Source organism: Nocardia sp. NPDC059228 (assembly GCF_042754245.1).
Classification (GTDB): domain Bacteria; phylum Actinomycetota; class Actinomycetes; order Mycobacteriales; family Mycobacteriaceae; genus Nocardia.
Map to the genome: position 1 here is coordinate 216,462 of NZ_JBHZAL010000002.1, position 12,973 is coordinate 229,434.

The 12,973-nt window shown below is 69.2% G+C and carries 12 protein-coding genes and 2 tRNA genes; 5 read left to right on the forward strand and 9 right to left on the reverse strand.

Annotation, left to right across the window (positions count from 1 at the left end; translation table 11 throughout):
• Positions 1-61: 61 nt before the first annotated feature.
• Complete coding sequence (locus ACFXKA_RS04875) at positions 62-1,021, forward strand: AraC family transcriptional regulator (RefSeq protein WP_379426122.1); 960 nt, start codon at positions 62-64, stop codon at positions 1,019-1,021.
• Positions 1,022-1,193: 172 nt separating this feature from the next.
• Here ACFXKA_RS04875 and ACFXKA_RS04880 read toward each other — a convergent pair whose 3' ends face one another.
• The 3 genes from ACFXKA_RS04880 to ACFXKA_RS04890 form a co-directional block, all read right to left on the reverse strand.
• Positions 1,194-2,450, reverse strand: coding sequence for an RNA polymerase sigma factor (locus ACFXKA_RS04880; RefSeq protein ID WP_379426123.1), 1,257 nt, complete (start codon positions 2,448-2,450; stop codon positions 1,194-1,196).
• On the reverse strand, positions 2,450-2,851 hold the full coding sequence (locus ACFXKA_RS04885; protein WP_379426124.1) for a YciI family protein: 402 nt from the start codon (positions 2,849-2,851) through the stop codon (positions 2,450-2,452). The genes ACFXKA_RS04880 and ACFXKA_RS04885 overlap by 1 nt, the downstream gene beginning before the upstream one ends.
• Before the next feature lie 105 nt (positions 2,852-2,956).
• Entirely contained in the window at positions 2,957-4,153 is a 1,197-nt protein-coding gene (locus ACFXKA_RS04890) for an NAD(P)/FAD-dependent oxidoreductase (RefSeq protein WP_379426125.1), read from the reverse strand.
• Positions 4,154-4,322: 169 nt separating this feature from the next.
• Between ACFXKA_RS04890 and ACFXKA_RS04895 the strand changes: the two genes are divergently transcribed.
• Entirely contained in the window at positions 4,323-4,970 is a 648-nt protein-coding gene (locus tag ACFXKA_RS04895) for a DsbA family protein (protein ID WP_354834712.1), read from the forward strand.
• A gap of 174 nt (positions 4,971-5,144) precedes the next feature.
• Here ACFXKA_RS04895 and ACFXKA_RS04900 read toward each other — a convergent pair whose 3' ends face one another.
• Entirely contained in the window at positions 5,145-6,158 is a 1,014-nt protein-coding gene (locus ACFXKA_RS04900) for a M48 family metallopeptidase (protein WP_379426359.1), read from the reverse strand.
• Between the two features lie 238 nt (positions 6,159-6,396).
• On the opposite strand from ACFXKA_RS04900, the gene ACFXKA_RS04905 reads away from it, so the two are divergent.
• The gene (locus ACFXKA_RS04905) at positions 6,397-6,867 is read left to right on the forward strand and encodes a ribose-5-phosphate isomerase (protein ID WP_040860227.1); all 471 of its coding nucleotides are present in this window, start codon (positions 6,397-6,399) and stop codon (positions 6,865-6,867) included.
• Positions 6,868-6,870: 3 nt separating this feature from the next.
• Entirely contained in the window at positions 6,871-7,683 is an 813-nt protein-coding gene (locus ACFXKA_RS04910) for an Fpg/Nei family DNA glycosylase (RefSeq protein ID WP_379426127.1), read from the forward strand.
• Positions 7,684-7,783: 100 nt separating this feature from the next.
• Here the strand turns inward: ACFXKA_RS04910 and ACFXKA_RS04915 are convergent, their stop codons facing one another.
• Entirely contained in the window at positions 7,784-8,677 is an 894-nt protein-coding gene (locus ACFXKA_RS04915; protein ID WP_379426128.1) for an NAD(P)H-binding protein, read from the reverse strand.
• A 67-nt stretch (positions 8,678-8,744) separates the two neighbouring features.
• Here ACFXKA_RS04915 and ACFXKA_RS04920 point away from each other — a divergent pair, with 67 nt between their 5' ends.
• Entirely contained in the window at positions 8,745-9,551 is an 807-nt protein-coding gene (locus tag ACFXKA_RS04920) for a LysR family transcriptional regulator (protein WP_379426129.1), read from the forward strand.
• Between the two features lie 86 nt (positions 9,552-9,637).
• Here ACFXKA_RS04920 and ACFXKA_RS04925 read toward each other — a convergent pair whose 3' ends face one another.
• The 4 genes from ACFXKA_RS04925 to ACFXKA_RS04940 all read right to left on the reverse strand — a co-directional run bounded on the left by ACFXKA_RS04925 (position 9,638) and on the right by ACFXKA_RS04940 (position 12,860).
• Entirely contained in the window at positions 9,638-10,924 is a 1,287-nt protein-coding gene (locus ACFXKA_RS04925; protein WP_379426130.1) for a glycosyltransferase family 87 protein, read from the reverse strand.
• Between the two features lie 61 nt (positions 10,925-10,985).
• Complete coding sequence (locus tag ACFXKA_RS04930) at positions 10,986-12,308, reverse strand: phosphatase PAP2 family protein (protein WP_379426360.1); 1,323 nt, start codon at positions 12,306-12,308, stop codon at positions 10,986-10,988.
• Positions 12,309-12,674: 366 nt separating this feature from the next.
• A tRNA-Pro gene (locus ACFXKA_RS04935) sits at positions 12,675-12,751 on the reverse strand.
• A gap of 38 nt (positions 12,752-12,789) precedes the next feature.
• A tRNA-Gly gene (locus tag ACFXKA_RS04940) sits at positions 12,790-12,860 on the reverse strand.
• Positions 12,861-12,973 lie beyond the last annotated feature (113 nt).

Below are 12,973 nucleotides of genomic sequence, written 5' to 3' on the forward strand. Positions count from 1 at the left end.
GATCCATAGACAAAGCGCTCCACTGGATAGGAATTCGTCTACCCTCGATCGGGTGGATCCCATGAGCAAGCTGCTGAGCGGTATTCGCGCCGAGGGTTCGGTCGTGACCCACGCCGTGCTGCCCGCACCGTGGACCATCCGCTTCGCTGATCACGCTCCGCTGACCATGATCACGGTGCTGCGCGGCGGCGGCACCCTGCGCACGCCCGACGGCGGCAGCAGGCCGCTCGCGGTCGGCGATACCGCGCTGGTCCGGGGACCGCAGACCTTCCACCTGGTGTCGGAGGGGTTCCAGCCTTCGAAGGACGCCGCGGGGCTGGAGACTCCGGAGGATTGCCGGAACGGGAAGCCCACCGAATACGAGATCTCCTGCTTCACCGGCGATTCCGCGTGCACCGCCGAGGAGCTGTCCGGAATCCATTGGGGCAGTGAGGCGAATGCCACCGCCCTGATGGTCGGCGCCTACCGCACCTCGGCCCGCCGGCACGAACGCCTGCTGCATGCGCTCCCGCCCGTCCTGGTCGTCACCGACGACTTCGACACCTGCGGCTGGGTCGAATCCGCCGCGGCTTCCGCCGTCGATCAGAGCGCCGGTTCGCAGGCCATGGTGGACCGCCTCCTCGACTGGAGCCTGGTCTGCACCCTCCGCACCTGGTTCGACCAGGCCGGACCCGCCGCCCCGGGCTGGTTCCGCGGCCTGTCCGACCCGATCGTGGGACCGGCCCTGACCGCCATCCACACCACACCCGGTGCACCCTGGACCGTCGCCGGCCTCGCCGCCGAATCCCGGGTCTCCCGTTCACTTTTCGCCAAGCGCTTCACGGCCGTCGTGGGCCGGCCGCCGCTGGCCTATCTGACGGAATCCCGCATGCACGAGGCCGAGGAACTCCTCACCGCCACCGATCTCACCATCGCGCAGATCGCCAAATCCCTCGGCTACGCCGACCCGTTCGGCTTCTCCGCGGCCTTCAAACGCCACCGCGGCCAGAGCCCCACCGCCTTCCGCGCCACGGCCGCCTGACCTGCCGCGGTATCCGAATATGCAGTGCCGTAGCCATTCTCGCCATGTCACCGCCGGGTAGCGAGCGGCTGTGGACCCGGGCGCATGCCGCGGGCGCGGCGCGATGGTGCGGAACAATCCGCGCCGCAATGAATCCGCGGGGCGAAACGTCGGCCGCACAACGACGGGTCCGTCACTGGCGGCGGAGGCAGGCGGCGCGGATGGTGAGGTAGTCGCGTTCGGGGAGGCTGGTGGTGTGGCGGGCGGCGGCGGTGTAGGCGGCGATGGCTTCGTCGGGGTCGCCGGCCATTTCGTGGAGGTGGCCGCGGACGGCGTCGAGGCGGTGGTTACCCGCGAGCGAGTCGGTGAGGGTGTCGGTGAGGTCCAGGCCCGCCTGGGGGCCGTGGACCATGGCGGTGGCGACCGCGCGATTGAGGGTCACCATCGGGTTGGGGGACTGGCGTTCGAGGGCGTTGTACAGCAGCAGGATTCGGGGCCAGTCGGTGTCCTCGGGGCGCAGCGCCTGGGCGTGCAGGGCGGCGATGGCGGCCTGGATCTGGTACGGGCCGATGAGGCCGCTGCGCACCGACGCGGTCGCCAGCCGTACGCCCTCGATGATCATTTCGCGATCCCAGAGGCTGCGATCCTGTTCGGCGAGCGGAATCAGCTCGCCGCGGCTTCCGGTGCGCGCCGCCCGCCGGGCATCGGTCAGCAGCAGCAATGCGAGCAACCCGGTGACCTCCGGATCATCCGGCAGAACGCGGAACAGGGCCCGTGCCAACCGAATCGCCTCGCTCGACAGATCGCCCCGCCGCAGTCGCTCGCCGCCGCTGGTGTGCCCCTCGGTGTAGATCAGATAGAGCACCCGCAGCACACTGCCGAGCCGCTCATTCCATTCTTCCCGTTGCCCGTTCGAACCCGCGGGCATGGCGAAGGGCCGCTCCTCGGCCGCCAGTCGCTTCTTGGCCCGCGTAATCCGCTGCGCCATGGTCCTTTCCGGTAGCAGGAAGGCTCGCGCGATCTCCTCGGTGGTGAGCCCGCCGACCGCCCGCAGCGTCAGCGCGATCGCACTGGCCGGCGACAGGGCCGGATGGCAGCACAGGAAGAACAGCGTCAGCGTGTCGTCGCGATCCTCGGCGATGACGGCGTCGGCCGGATCGGGGGCGGCGGCACCGAGCCGTTCGGGATCGCGGAGGGCGTTGGCGGCCTCGCGGTTTCGGCGGGCCGACTCGGCGCGGATGGTGTCGATGAGACGCCGCGCGCCGACCTGGATGAGCCAGCCGCGCGGGTTGTCGGGCAGGCCGTCGGCGGGCCACTGGGTGGCGGCGGCGAGCAGGGCCTCCTGGAGAGCGTCCTCGGCGGCGTCGAAGTCGCCGTAGCGGCGGACGAGGGTGCCGAGGACCTGCGGCGCGAGGTCGCGCAGCAGGTCCTCGATCGCGGTGTCCGGCATCAGAGATCGGCGGCGGGGGCGCTCATGATCGGGCGGATCTCGATGTACTCGCCGATCGGCTTGCCGCCGGGGCCGGGCGCGGCAGATGCCTTGGCCGCGATCTCGAGCGCGCGGTCCGGGCTGTCGACATCGACGATCCAGAACCCGGCCAGGAACTCCTTGGTTTCGGGGAAGGGCCCGTCGGTGACCACCGGCGCGGAACGGCCGTCGGACGTGACGGTGCGCGCCTGGCCCGGGTCGGCGAGGCCCTGGGCGTCGACGAGTTCGCCGGACTTGGCCAGCTCCTCGCCGAGGGCGCGCTGGAAATCGATGTGGGCCTGGATCTCCTCGGGCGCCCACTCGGTGATCGGGGTGTCGCAGTAGGCGGCGGCGGAGTAGGTCTTGATCAGGATGTACTTCACGGTCGGCTCCTTTCGTCGGTGCGCCCTTGCGGGCGCTCTCGTCCAGAGGTCGGAGCCCAGTACGCCGGGACGACGTACTCCGTACTCCGGATTATGTGAGGGTCGTCACAGCTCCTCGGGGTTCACGGCCGCGCCGCTCAGGATCAGCTTCTTGATCTTGTCCTGCACATCCCAGATGTTGACGTTCATCCCGGCCAGCACCCGGTTTCCCGAGTCCAGCCAGTACGCCACGAACTCGCGCTCACCGAGGTCGCCGCGCACCACCACGCGCGCCTGCTGCTCTCGCGCCACGTACCCGGTGTACTCCATCCCGAGGTCGTACTGGTCGGTAAAGAAGTAGGGCAGCCGGTCGTACACGGCGGGCTTGCCCAGCATGGTCAGGGCCGCCACCGCCGGCTGGTTGAGCGCATTCGCCCAGTGCTCCACCCGGATTCGCTGCCCCAGCACCGGATGCTGCTGATCGGCGATGTCACCGACCGCGACGATATCCGGGTCGCTGGTGGCCAGGCTCTCGTCGACCAGGACGCCGCCGCCGACCGCCAGCCCGGCATCGGCGGCCAGCTCGATATTGGGCCGCGCACCCACCGCGACCAGCACCGCGTCCGCCTCGATGTGGGTGCCGTCGTCGAGCCGCACCCCGGTGGCCCGGCCGTCGGCGGTGGTGATCTCGCCGACCTTCACCCCGAGCCGCAGATCCACCCCGTGCGCGCGGTGCAGATCGGCGAACACCGCGCCCATCTCGGCCCCGAGCGCGGCCTGCAGCGGCACCGATTCCGCCTCCAGCACAGTCACTTCCACGCCGGCGGCGCGTGCGGCGGCGGTCACCTCGAGCCCGATCCACCCCCCGCCGATGACGGCCAGCCGCCGCGCGGAGCCGAACATCGCGAGCAGGGCGTCGGACTCCTCGATGGTGCGCAGCACATGCACCCCCTCGGCGTCCGCGCCGGGCAGCCGCAGCAGCCGCGGCCGCGAACCGGTGGCCAGCGCCAGCTTGTCGTAGGGCAGTGTCGTACCGTCCGGCAGCGCAATGGTTTTGGTGCCGCGATCCAGCGCGGTGACGGTGGTGCCGGGCATCATCTCGATATGGTGGTCGCGATACCACTGCGCCGGATCCACGGTGAAGTCGCTGAGCGCCTGCTTGCCCAGCAGATGCTCCTTGGACAGCGGCGGCCGCTCGTACGGCAGATGATCCTCCGCGCTGACGAGCGTGACCGAACCATCGAAATCATTGGCCCGCAAGGCTTCCGCGAGTTTTGCGGCGGCCAGTCCACCGCCCGCGATGACGAACCTGGATGTGGTCATGCCGAAACCTCCCTGCTAGTACGGTCGGGACCGCCGTCGATGAGGCCGATAGTCCGACCCTAGCCCGGGTGGAGTCGGGCGGAGCGGAAATATCGGCAACAATCGGGGTTGTTGCGCATTGAGTACGGCCCTGCCCTCGGCCGTCGATCGACTGCGAAAGGACTTCCCTGTGAGCGACACCAAGAAGGACCGGGTCGACTTCTGGTTCGACCCGCTGTGCCCGTGGTGCTGGATCACCTCCCGCTGGATCCTCGAGGTCGAGCAGGTACGCGATATCGAGACGCACTTCCACGTGATGAGCCTGTCCGTGCTGAACGAAGGCCGCGAGGGCCTGCCCCCGCAGTACGAAGAGCTGCTCGCGACCGGTTGGGGCCCGGTGCGGGTCGCGATCGCGGCGGCCCAGGCGCACGGCGACAAGGTGCTGGCCCCGCTCTACACCGCCATGGGCACCCGCCTGCACAACCGCCGCGCCGAGTACGAGCGCGAGGACGGCTCCCGCGCGGACCTGCTCGCCCAGATCATCGCCGAGTCGCTGGCCGAGGTGGGCCTGCCCGCCGAGCTGGCCGAGGCCGCCAAGGGCACCGACTTCGACGAGGCCCTGCGCGCCTCGCACCACGCCGGGATGGACAAGGTCGGCCCGGATGTCGGCACGCCGACCATCCACATCAATGACGTCGCTTTCTTCGGGCCGGTGCTCTCGCGCATCCCGCGCGGTGAGGAGGCGGGCAAGCTGTGGGACGGCGCGGTCGCGCTGGCCGCCTACCCGCACTTCTTCGAGCTCAAGCGGACCCGCACCGAGGATCCCGTCTTCGACTGAGCTGCCCCGCCTCCCCGGGTCTTCAGTGCACGGCTGGGAGCCGTTCACCGGCGGGCCCGCGTGCCGCGGTCGAGTAGCAACCCGATTCCGGCGGTACCCGGGGAGGTGCGCTCGCCTCACGAAATAAGTTGTGCCCTCACATATTTGGAGACGTCGCCCGGCCTCGCCGTGACGTCATTGCGGACGGTACTCGTGATATGTGACGGTCTCGCCGTATCCGGGCGTCGGACCGCCGTATCCGCCCGGGTACGGCGGCTGGTACCCGCCGTAGGGCGGGGCCGCGGCCGGACGCGGCGGTACGTCGGGCCGCCAGAACAGCTTGCCGTGGCGGCTGCGGTCGCGCAGCGCCCACATGCGCCAGGTCAGTACCGGATGACTGGACATGGCGTTCACGATCCAGACGAAGAAGCCCTTCTCCTGGGCCGCCCGGTCGGCCATCTCGTCGAAACCGACCAGATTGTTCAGGTATTTGCCGCCCGCCAGCGTCTGCATGGCCGGGGGCGCACCCTGCGGCCGGTTGCAGAAGCCGTGATTGTCGGCGGTGTACTCCTGGGAGCGGATCAGCGAGCTGCCCAGGATCGGCAGGAACGGCGCCATGAACATGCCCAGCTGCCGCCAGTACGAGACGTGCCCGGCCGCGATGTGCCCGACCTCGTGGCCGACGATGAAGGCCAGCGCCTCGGGATTGCGTGCCGCGCCGCCGATTTCGAACAGATCGCTGTACACCACCACATAGCGTCGGAAGCCGTGCCCGGAGGCGAACGCGTTGATCTGGCCGTTGCCCAGCACCACGTAGGCGTCGGGCACCTTCGGCATGCCGAACCGGGCCGCGGCCTCCTGCACCATGCGATAGCCCTCGGGGAACTGGGTCGGCGACATCTTCACGCCGTTCACCCGCTGGGTCGCGTAGTTCAGACCGCGGCCCAGGTAGACCAGCAGCGGTGCGAACACCAGGGCCAGCACCAGCTGACCCGCATAGCCGGACACCAGCAGCAGTAGTGCGAACAGATACGCCAGCACGGTGGCCACGATCACGAGCACGAGCAGCGGGATCTCCCAGCTGTGCCGCGCCGGCATCCCGAACGGGGACAGGCCCCGGGTCTGCTGCACCACCGGCGGCTGGGGCGGCGAATACGGTTGCTGCGGAGCCCATCCCGGCGGGCCCAGCCGCGGATCCCATCCGGTCATGCCGGTCACGGGGTTCCAGGCCGGAGCGCTTCCGGCGGTCGGCGGTCCCGGTAGGCCGCCAGCGGATTGCCCCCCGTAGGCGTTCGGCGTTTGTGAACTGTCGTCGGACGTCATGCCTGGATAGTACGTTTCACCGGCATCGACGCGCGGTCGTCGCTGCGGGGCCGCTCACGCGACGGATTGCCCGGGTGAGAGCCCCGTGCGGACCGGGGGCGGGCGTGCTGACAGAATCGCAGCCATGCGCGTATACCTGGGTGCCGACCATGCCGGCTTCGAACTGAAGAACCACGTCAAGGCTCACCTCGAGGGCCAGGGCCACGATGTCGTCGACTGCGGCGCGCTGGAATACGACGCCCTCGACGACTACCCGGCCTTCTGCATCGAGGCCGCGCGCCGCGTGGTCGCCGAGCCGGGTTCGCTGGGCTTCGTCTTCGGCGGCTCCGGCAATGGCGAGCAGATCGCCGCCAACAAAGTGCCCGGCGCCCGCTGCGCCCTGGGCTGGAGCGTGGAGACCGCCCAGCTCGCCCGCCAGCACAACAACGCCCAACTGCTCGGCATCGGCGGCCGCATGCACAGCACCGAGGAAGCCCTCGCCATCGTGGACGCCTTCATGACCACCCCGTGGTCCAACGAGGAGCGTCACCAGCGCCGCATCGACATTCTCGCCGAGTACGAGAAGACCGGCGTCCCCCCGGCCCTCCCGAACTGACCTGTGCCCGAAGGCCATACGCTGCATCGCCTGGCGAAGCTGCACCACAAGCGCTTCGCCGGCGGTCAGGTCCGAGTCTCCAGCCCACAGGGGCGATTCGCCGAGGGCGCGGCGCTGATCGACGGCCGGGTGCTGACCCGCGCCGAGGCATGGGGCAAACACCTGCTCCACCACTATGATTCGGGCGTCACCCTGCACATCCATCTGGGGCTGTACGGCAAGTTCACCGAATCCGCTGTGCCCATGGACGATCCGGTCGGCGAGGTCCGGATGCGCCTGATCGGCGGCGGCCGCACCGGCGACCTGCACGGCACCGACCTGCGCGGCCCCGCCGCGTGCGAGATCCTGCTCGACCCCGAGGTCGAAGCGCTCACCTCCCGCCTGGGCCCCGACCCGCTGCGCCGGGACGCCGAACCCGACCTCGCCTGGGACCGCATCCGCCGCTCGCAGCGGCCGATCGGCGCGCTGCTCATGGATCAGAAGATCCTGGCCGGAGTCGGCAACGTCTACCGCGCGGAAGTCCTCTTCCGGCACGGCATCTCCCCGCATCGTCCGGGAAAGTCGTTGAGCCGCACCGAATGGGACGAGATGTGGGCGGACCTGGTGGAGCTGATGAAGGTCGGCGTCCGGCGGGGAAAGATGCACGTGGTGCGCCCCGAACACGACCACGGCGCCCCGTCGTACGCCGCCGACCGACCTCGCACCTATGTGTACCGCCGGGTCGGCGACCCGTGCCGCCTGTGTGGCACCACCGTCGTGTATGCGGTGATGGAGGCCCGAAACCTGTTCTGGTGCCCCACCTGCCAAGCCCGCTGAACCCGTCGCGGACCCGAGCGGCACGTCCGTCCCTGGCTGGATCCGAATGGGCGTTCCGGCAGACGTACGCTCACGCCGAGATCCGCGCGGTTCGGGGTGGTTATGCGCGGACCGCTGGTGCGAGGATCTGTTCGCACCATTCGCGGAATGTTGTGGGACTCGCGGTTTCGTCGGTGCGGGGCACCGCGTCGTCGAGGCCGTCGTTCTTGGCGCGCATCATGTCGACGTAGGCGGTCGCGATCGGGTCGCCGATGCCGCGCGCGGTCAGGGTGGCACGGAAGTCGTCGAGAGATCGCTGCTGGTAACGGATTCGGCGGCCGAGTACCTCGGACATGGTGTGCGCCATCTCGTTCGGTGTCAGGTCCTGCGGGCCCAGTACCGGGACCTCGCCGGTTCCCGTCCAGGAGCGGTCGAGCAGCAGGCGGGTGGCCGCCGCGGCGATATCGCGGGTCGCGACCATCCGCGTCGGGCGGTCGGCGGCCTCGGCGCCGGTGAACACGCCGTCGTCCCGGATCGAAACCGCCTGCCACAGTAGGTTGTCCATGAACGACGGGTTCGCCAGTGCGCGATAGGCCACGCCCGTGCTCGCGATGAGATCGTCCAGCGCCAGCGATGCTGTCACGTGCCCGGCCCGCCCCGCGAGGGGAGTGCCGCGTCCGAGCGACGAGACGCCGACGACGTGCCCGACCCCGTGGGTGGTGAACGCCTTCGCGGCGGCGTGAGTGAATCCGGTGAACACGTCGTCCAGGCTCGGCGCGTACAGGTCGGGCGGGGCCAGCCAGAAGACCGCGTCCGCGCCGGCGAAGGCTCGGTCCACGACATCGGCATCGCCGTGCGATCCGGTGACGATGTCGACACGGGCGCGGATCGCCTCCGGGAGCTTCCCGGGATCGCGCACGATGACACGCAATTCTTCACTGCGAGTGGATGTTTCGAGGAGTCGGTCCAGCAGCTGGCTGCCGATCTGGCCGGTGGGGGACGTGATGACGATCATGCTTCGAGTCTGGTGAGGGTTCGTCGCGGCGTCCAAGACCCTCTGCGCGAATTGATACCGTGCGGGTATGGATCTGGATCTGCGCAAGCTCCGCTACTTCGCCGCGGTGGCCGAGCATCGGCACTTCGGCCGGGCGGCGGAGAAGCTCTACATCGCCCAGCCCGTGCTGAGCCGTCAGATCAAGGCTTTCGAGCAGGAATTGGATTGCGCGCTGCTCGTGCGGACCACCCGCACCGTGGAGCTGACCGCTGCCGGACAGCAGCTCTACGAGGAGGCGCAGGGGATTCTCGCCGCCGTCGACGCGGCGGTGCGGCGCGTGCGCGACGCCGACCACGGCGTGCGACGCCTGGTGGTCGCCTTCTCGGCCGGACTGTACGTCTCGGAGGCGATCCGGGAATTCGCGACACGACACCCGGAGGTCGAAACCGATGTCGTGCCCGCACGCTGGTGGGAGCCGGATGCGCCGCTACGGGACGGCCGAGCCCAGATCGGTTACCTCCGGAAGCCTTTCAACGAATCCGGACTGCACACCATCCCCGTCGGCCACGACCCCAGGGTCGCCTGCATGCCCGCCACCCATCCGCTGGCTGCGCGCCGCGAACTCGCCCTGGCCGACATCGACGGCGAGCGAATGCTCGACACTCCGAAACGCCGCACCGCCTCACTGGAAGAAAAGTTCGAGCTGATCGCCTCCGGCCACGGCATGGCCCTGGTTCCCCGCAGCGTCGCCCGCGCCTACGTCCGTCCCGACCTCGTCCACCGCCCGGTCACCGACGCCCCCAGCGCCGAAACCTGCCTGGCAGTCGCCTCGGACCATCACGACAAGCTCCTCCGCGAATTCCTCGACATCGCCACCGCAACCCTGCGGTCCTGAACCATGCCGGAATCCGCACGCTACGGACCGCTGAAAATCGCGACCGCACAGGGCATCTGCGGCTCCGGGACGATGGCGCTGAAGATCTACGCCGTCCGGTCGACGACGGCGCGGGCCCGCAGCCTGAGCAGCTGGCCGACACCGACGGCGAGCAGGGCCGCGGTGGCGATGATGTAGATGTCGCCCGGAATGTGCTGCCACCACGACCACGCGAGTTCCTGATGTTTGCCATTGGGGACGATGCCCGGGCCGATCAGGAAGAACAGTGCGAAGGCGCTGGTCACCGCGAACGGGGTGACACGTGGATTCGTGGTGGTCCAGGCGGCGGCCGTGATCAGGGCGGGCGCCACCCAGACCCAGTGATGGGTCCAGGACACCGGCGAGATCAGCAGCAGGACCGCCGCATTCACGAGCAACGCGGTCACCGAGAGAATGGTCACCGGGCCCGCCGGACCGGCCGAGTCCGCGGTGTGGCGTTCGAGGCCGACCAGGTGGTGCATCAGGGCGGCGCCCGCGCAGACCGCCACCACGGCCAGGCCCAGCCAGATTGCGGTTGCGGCGGGATTCGACAGGCCGAGGCGGAAGACCATGCCCTTGAGGGACTGGTTGCCGACATAGTCGGGGGAGCCGATGCGGTTGGTATCGGCGATGGCGTGCAGCCAGTAGTCGCGCGATTCCCTTGGGAACAGTACGAATCCGGCGCCGATCACGCCCGCCGCGGTGGCGGCGGCTGTGCCCGCGGCCTTCCAGTCGCGCCGGATGAGGAAGTACAGGACGAAGGCGGCGGGCGTCAGTTTGGTGACCGCGGCGACGCCGATCAGGACGCCCCGCGGCCAGCGGGGCTTCTCGGTCAGGCAGTCGAGGGCGACGGCGGCCATGAGAACGAGGTTGATCTGCCCGAACCACAGTGTGGTGCGGACGGGTTCGACGGCCAGCATGAGCACGACCGCGGTCACACTGAGCGTCAGTTTCGTGCGCGGGTCCAGGTCCGGGCGGACGCGGGAGAGCACCAGCCAGATCGTGATGCCCAGGCAGGCCAGCGAACTGGCGGTCACCATGAGCTCGGCCAGCCACAGCGGCATGATGGCGAGCGGGATCATCAGCACAGCCGCGGACGGCGGGTAGGTGAAGGGCAGGTCGGTGTGGCCCGCCACCGGCAGGGTCGGGCCGTACAGGGTGCCGTGCTCCAGCCAGCCCCGGGTGTCGACCCGGTATACCTGCAGGTCGAGGAAACCGTGCATGGCGGAGAAGATCGCCGTGATCGCCACCGACACCAGGATTCCGATCACGATCGGAATGCGGGGCAGGCCCGGGCGGCCCTCCGACTTCAGATTGCGCAGCAAGTTACGTTGCCCCGCCCGCGTAGTGATCATCAGGGAGACAGTAACCCTTTCGGCTGGTGCGCAGGATGTCCGGATTGCATTGGGGGACTGGTTAATCGATGGCAAATCCATCGATCGGGGTTCGGCCGCCCCAGTGCGCCAACCGGCTGCCCGGACGCGCGAACCAGGTCGCGTAGAAGAGGAAGGATACGGCGGCCAGCGCGCCCAGCACGATGCCCCCCGCGGGTACCGGATACTCCGCCATGGTCGCCGCCAGGAACCGATAGGACAGCAATAAACCGGCGAGCACCGCCGCGCCGAGCGACACGATCCGGGCTCGGGGCATGTCCCAGCCGCGCTCCGGATCCCGCAGTGCCGACTCCACCGTCAGGCACAGCACCGCGCCCGCCACCAGATCGCTGCCGTAGTGGTAGCCGAAGCCCAGCGTCGCGAGCAGCGTGCACACCAGCCAGAAGGCGCCGGCCCAGCGCAGCCAGCGCGGCGCGGTGCGGGAGTGGATGAACAGGGCTGTGGCCCAGGCGGTATGCATGGAGGGCATGCAGTTGCGGGCGGTCTCGGAGTCGAACAGCATCGGCTGCGGATCGGGGGTCAGCGCGGGCCAGACCTGCGGCCAGTCACCGATCTCCAGGCCGTGGCCGAGCGGGCCATAGGCGAAGACCGGGCCGACGACGGGGAAGAGCACATAGCCGAGTGGGCCGATCACGCCCAGCACCAGGAAGGTTCGCACCAGGTGGTGCCGCGGCCACGCGCTCGTCGAGACATGGCGCAGCTGCCAGACTGCGACGACCACCGCCGCCACCGGCAGCTGGATGTAGACCACGTGCAGCACGTGCGAGGGCACCGGGCCCAGCGCCTCGAGCGCGCGGCCGACCAGCCACGCCGGTTCGCCCAGCGCCTGGTCGGCCAGCTGGACGTACTGATCCAGCACGCGGGGTCCGGCGACGATGCTGACCATCAGCCAGGTGTCGGCGAGCTTGGAGGCCATGACCAGCAGCACGCCGAAGGCGATGGCCTGCAGGGCGGTTCGGCGACGCTCGCCCTCCCAGCGGAGCACGACCACGGTCAGGGCGGTCAGGACCAGGGTCGGTCCGGTGCCGATCGATATGTGCCAGCCGCAGGCCGCTTGCAGGGCCAAGGTCAACAGGTCCAGCACCGCGGCGGCAACCAGGCTGACGACCCGGGCCCGGGTGGGCACCCCGATGCATGCCAGCCCCAGTCCGGCCCATGACACGGCCGCCGACTGCGGGTTTGCGAAGTAGTCGTCGATCAGGCTGCGGAGCGGGCCCATCACGCCGTGCGCCGACGCCCATACCTGCGCGACGGTCAGCAACACCACCGCCACGCCCAGCCCGGCGGCCGGGAGGAGCCGAGAACGAGTCCCGGTGCCGGACAGCACCGAGCTGGAAACGTTCATCTTGTGGTCGACCAGCACCGTAAATCGATAACACAGCGCAAACGGAGGCACAACATCCGGTTACCGGAATCCCATTTTCGGGCATGTCCGGCGGGTGCGATGCCATAGTGTCGCCCGCCGATCACGCGGCGCATGATCGGGGAGTTCGCCGCCAGTTCGGACGACGTCACGGGTTGATCGCCAGGGCTGCCCGTTCACCCGGGACGGGTCCGGAGACAGCAGAATCGTGGATCGATCACCGGTGAACGGATTCCGGCGGGCATCGAGGGGCGCTGACCACGAAGGGTGCGAGGGGCGTAACGCGCTGCGCCGCATGGCCATTGCCCGCGGTGAGCGGTGACATCCGTGGTGGTGCGAATCGAAAGATGGTCGGGGTGACAGGATTTGAACCTGCGACCCTCCGCTCCCAAAGCGGATGCGCTACCAAGCTGCGCTACACCCCGTTGCGCGTCGGACTCGACGCTCCCGCTGAACGGGAAAGAGCGGGTGACGGGAATCGAACCCGCACCATCAGCTTGGAAGGCTGAGGTTCTACCATTGAACTACACCCGCAGCGACCGCATCCTTGGATGCTGTGTGCGTTGAGCACTGTACCGAACCTCACTCCTGGAATGCCAATCAGGTGCCGTTGCCGCATGTCGCGGCCTGTAGGACGAGTCGTTCGG

Coding starts and splice junctions, on each gene's coding strand:
- ACFXKA_RS04875 (WP_379426122.1), top strand. CDS start 62: ATGAGCAAGCTGCTGAGCGGTATTCGCGCCGAGGGTTCGGTCGTGACC.
- ACFXKA_RS04880 (WP_379426123.1), bottom strand. CDS start 2,450: ATGCCGGACACCGCGATCGAGGACCTGCTGCGCGACCTCGCGCCGCAG.
- ACFXKA_RS04890 (WP_379426125.1), bottom strand. CDS start 4,153: ATGACCACATCCAGGTTCGTCATCGCGGGCGGTGGACTGGCCGCCGCA.
- ACFXKA_RS04900 (WP_379426359.1), bottom strand. CDS start 6,158: ATGACCGGATGGGATCCGCGGCTGGGCCCGCCGGGATGGGCTCCGCAG.
- ACFXKA_RS04905 (WP_040860227.1), top strand. CDS start 6,397: ATGCGCGTATACCTGGGTGCCGACCATGCCGGCTTCGAACTGAAGAAC.
- ACFXKA_RS04915 (WP_379426128.1), bottom strand. CDS start 8,677: ATGATCGTCATCACGTCCCCCACCGGCCAGATCGGCAGCCAGCTGCTG.
- ACFXKA_RS04920 (WP_379426129.1), top strand. CDS start 8,745: ATGGATCTGGATCTGCGCAAGCTCCGCTACTTCGCCGCGGTGGCCGAG.
- ACFXKA_RS04925 (WP_379426130.1), bottom strand. CDS start 10,924: ATGATCACTACGCGGGCGGGGCAACGTAACTTGCTGCGCAATCTGAAG.
- ACFXKA_RS04930 (WP_379426360.1), bottom strand. CDS start 12,308: ATGAACGTTTCCAGCTCGGTGCTGTCCGGCACCGGGACTCGTTCTCGG.